Source organism: Erwinia persicina, from assembly GCF_014838825.1.
Classification (GTDB): Bacteria; Pseudomonadota; Gammaproteobacteria; order Enterobacterales; family Enterobacteriaceae; genus Erwinia; species Erwinia persicina_A.
In genome coordinates this window covers 1-2,091 of the sequence record NZ_JACYMO010000024.1, presented here as the reverse complement: position 1 = coordinate 2,091, position 2,091 = coordinate 1, and the positions used below count along the sequence as shown (strand labels likewise).

Sequence of the window (2,091 nt, the reverse complement as noted above, 5' to 3'; positions counted from 1 at the left end):
AAAGAGAAAGAGCAAAAGCGTCTGCAAACGGCGCAGGCGGTGGGTGAAATCACCGGCCAGATGGTCAGCATCGTGAACACGATGGGCGATATCAAAGGGCTGGAAGAGGCGAAAAAAGGCGCTGCACCGCTTAAAGATAACGCGACAGAAAAAGAAAGGGCCAAATGGCTGGCCGGATTACGAGAAAGCGATGCCTATCAGAAAGCCATGTCCGACTACGGCGTGGGCAGCAAGAACCAGATGGTGGTTCAGGCAGTAAGCGGTGTGCTTCAGGGACTGGTTAACGGAAATATTTCACAGGCGGTAGCCGGAGCGGCTAACCCACTGGTGGCGCAGGTCATCAAAGCGCAAACCACCGATGCCGGCGGCAACACGAATGTGGTTGCCAACGCGATGGCGCATGCCGTGTGGGGCGCGGTGGCGGCGCAGATGTCGGGAGGTAATGCCGCAGCGGGAGCCGCCGGAGCGTTCAGCGGTGAGCTGGCCACACGGTTTATTGCCGAAGCGTTATATCACGCCAGCACGCCAGAGGACATTGCCAGACTGTCGCAGGCGGACAAAGAGCAGCTGAGCCTGCTGGGCACGATTGCCGCCGGAGCAGCGGGGGCGGTAGCAGGCAACAGCTCGGCAGCCGCAACGACCGGAGCGCTTGCAGGCAAGAATGCGGTGGAGAATAACTCGCTGAGTGGAGATAAGGCGCGGGCAGCGGTTAAGGAAAGTGCTGAGGCAATGAAAGCTCAGGTTCGAGAAACCCTTGGCGAAGGCTCTTTATCGCAACTGGTTAACGGAACTATCAATGCACTAGCTGATGGTGGTGACAGCGTGTTAGGTTCTGCGGACTATGCTGCTGATGCCGCAATGGCACTGACAGCTTGTGCGATAGGTGACAGTTATTGCACTAAAGCTATGAGTGACCTGTCTGGCAAAAACCAGACGGTGGCCGACTCGGTTAGTGCATTAATGAATGGTGATACCTGGGAAGGGATAAAAACACTCGCTCAGAAAGCTAACCAAGGTGATCAGCTTGCACTGGAAGGTATGGGGGGGCTGATGGCTGGCATCCTTATTCCGGGCAAGAAAATCCCTGATGTTGGAGCCGTTATTGTCTCTGATAGTGTCGCTTTTAGTGCCAAACAGTTAGATAAGAAATTCAAACATGCAATTGATTTTGACATTGTTACCACAAAGAAAAATCCCGAGACGCTTAAGCAGTATGAGACTGCCATTAAGAGTCATTTAGATGATGCAGCCACCACCGAAAATGGTACTTATGGTTTTGTGAAAGACTCTAAAGTATTCTTTAATTCGAATACAAATAATGCAGTTGTTATCGATAAGTCAGGTGAGTTTATTACGGGATTTAAAGTTATTCCAGGAACGCCTCAATATGATAACTATATGAAAAATGGGATTTTAAGATGAGTTATTTACTTTTGGAATTTGCTAGATCTTTTGGCGCTGAAAGGTTATCCGCAGCAACATTCGCAGAAGCATACATAGAGCTTTGGCGTATAGAAAGAGATAGCAAAAATATACTGAACTATGATGAGAAGATAAGTGAGTGTTTATCAACTATATTTTGTATGGCTGATATGTATAACCCAGATGAAGATCGTGAAGAATACGAATTTAATGATGAACAACTACGGGGTGAAATAAATAAAATCATAACCACTTATATCAATAAGTAAAAGAATATCCCGGCCACTTCTGAGCCGGGATTTTTCCTTTAACGGTCAGTTACCGCCGCGCTTCTGCGGCTTCGCCATGACCTGAATCACGTCCATCAGTTCCCGCTGCTTACGCGCCGAGAGCTTCGGGCAGAGCTGCCGCAGGGCCTGTATCACCTCCGGCTCCTGTGGCGGTACTTTAAACGCCAAAGTACTACCCGGTAAGCGGTAGAACAGGGCACGATTGTTATCCGCGATACGACTAACCAACAGCAGGACGTGGGGAGCCTGAGCCGTGATACTGCCTCGGCCAACGGCAGCATCAGCCCGATTTTTGATAAAGAGAAAGAGCAAAAGCGTCTGCAAACGGCGCAGGCGGTGGGTGAAATCACCGGCCAGATGGTCAGCATCGTGAACACGA

General features: G+C 50.1%; 3 protein-coding genes and 1 pseudogene. 3 read left to right on the top strand and 1 reads right to left on the bottom strand.

What is annotated here, in order from left to right; translation table 11 throughout:
- Both IFU29_RS22590 and IFU29_RS22080 read left to right on the top strand, forming a co-directional pair.
- The coding region (locus IFU29_RS22590) for a VENN motif pre-toxin domain-containing protein (RefSeq protein ID WP_244633779.1) at positions 1-1,422 on the top strand (1,422 nt) is incomplete at its 5' end.
- Positions 1,419-1,691 carry a colicin immunity domain-containing protein gene (locus IFU29_RS22080; RefSeq protein ID WP_191935754.1) on the top strand — a complete coding sequence of 91 codons (273 nt, stop codon included), beginning with the start codon at positions 1,419-1,421 and terminating at the stop codon, positions 1,689-1,691. The genes IFU29_RS22590 and IFU29_RS22080, both read left to right, overlap by 4 nt.
- Before the next feature lie 45 nt (positions 1,692-1,736).
- On the opposite strand, the gene IFU29_RS22410 is transcribed toward IFU29_RS22080, so the two are convergent.
- On the bottom strand, positions 1,737-1,880 hold the full coding sequence (locus IFU29_RS22410) for a hypothetical protein (RefSeq protein WP_191937418.1): 144 nt from the start codon (positions 1,878-1,880) through the stop codon (positions 1,737-1,739).
- A 15-nt stretch (positions 1,881-1,895) separates the two neighbouring features.
- On the opposite strand from IFU29_RS22410, the pseudogene IFU29_RS22900 reads away from it, so the two are divergent.
- A pseudogene (locus IFU29_RS22900) lies at positions 1,896-2,091 on the top strand (hemagglutinin repeat-containing protein); the annotation flags it as partial.

Coding starts and splice junctions, on each gene's coding strand:
- IFU29_RS22080 (WP_191935754.1), top strand. CDS start 1,419: ATGAGTTATTTACTTTTGGAATTTGCTAGATCTTTTGGCGCTGAAAGG.